General features: G+C 46.7%; 1 protein-coding gene. It reads left to right on the top strand.

What is annotated here, in order from left to right; genetic code table 11:
• Positions 1-90 precede the first annotated feature (90 nt).
• Positions 91-1,067, top strand: a 977-nt coding sequence (locus KDK15_RS16420) for an IS110 family transposase (RefSeq protein ID WP_257296469.1), incomplete at its 3' end; no start/stop codon positions are given.

The raw sequence follows: 1,067 nt of genomic DNA, 5'->3' as shown, positions 1-1,067 counted from the left end.
ATGGTCCGCCCCGCTCCCAAAACGGCTTCAAATGAGCCAAGATAGAATGAGTTGTGCAGACATCATTCATAATAAGAAACGGAGCGAACCATGGGTAAGCATACCAAAGCAAGAGCCAGTCAAAAAGGTCAGGTAGCTTTTCTCGGAATTGATCTGAGCAAAAAGAGTTTCCAGTTACATGGTGTTGATGCCAAAGGTCATGTGGTTCTCAAAAAGAAACTTAATCGCAAGGAACTCTTGCCCTTTATTGCTAATATGCCGCAATGCGTTATCGGCATCGAAGCTTGTGGAGGTTCACACTACTGGTGTCGTAAGTTAACCGAACTGGAACATGACGCTCGCATAATGGCTCCCCAATTCGTAAAACCATACGTAAAGTCAAACAAGAATGACGCTGCTGATGCTGAGGCTATCTGTGAAGCAATGCAACGCCCCAGTATGCGCTTTGTACCAACCAAAACTATTGAGCAGCAGGATATCCAGAGCCTGCATAGAATACGCAGCCAGGCAGTGGCCAGAAGAACAGCGTTAGGTAACCAGATCCGAGGTTTGTTAATGGAGTACGGAGTTATTATTCCAAAGGGAATATCCTATATCCGTAAACAGATCCCACTGGTTCTGGAAGATGCTGAAAACGGTTTAACAGTGCTGTTTCGTGAACTCCTCAACGAACTGTATGAAGAAATGGCACATCTGGATAAGCGAATCGAAAAGCTTGAGCAAAAGCTCGAAACAATTGCAGCTAATAATGAAGCTTGCAAACTTTTGCTCACCATACCCGGCATTGGGTTGCTCAGCGCTACGGCACTGTTTGCTGCGATTGGTGATATATCAGCATTTAAAAATGGCCGGGAAATGGCAGCCTGGCTTGGACTGGTGCCCAAACAGCAGTCTACCGGTGGTGTACCCACTTTACTGGGGATCAGTAAGCGGAGTGACACCTACCTGCGAACCCTGCTGATACACGGTGGTAGAACCGTTGTCAGGGTAGCTGACAAACACGACGATCGTCGTAATAACTGGATTAAAGAGCTTGATCAGCGCAGGGGCAAGAATATATCTGCGGT

Origin of the sequence: Endozoicomonas sp. YOMI1 (genome assembly GCF_024606345.1) — a bacterium.
Taxonomy (GTDB): Bacteria; Pseudomonadota; Gammaproteobacteria; order Pseudomonadales; family Endozoicomonadaceae; genus Endozoicomonas.
Note: the sequence above shows the minus strand (reverse complement) of the source record. Positions and strands in the feature narration are given on the sequence as shown.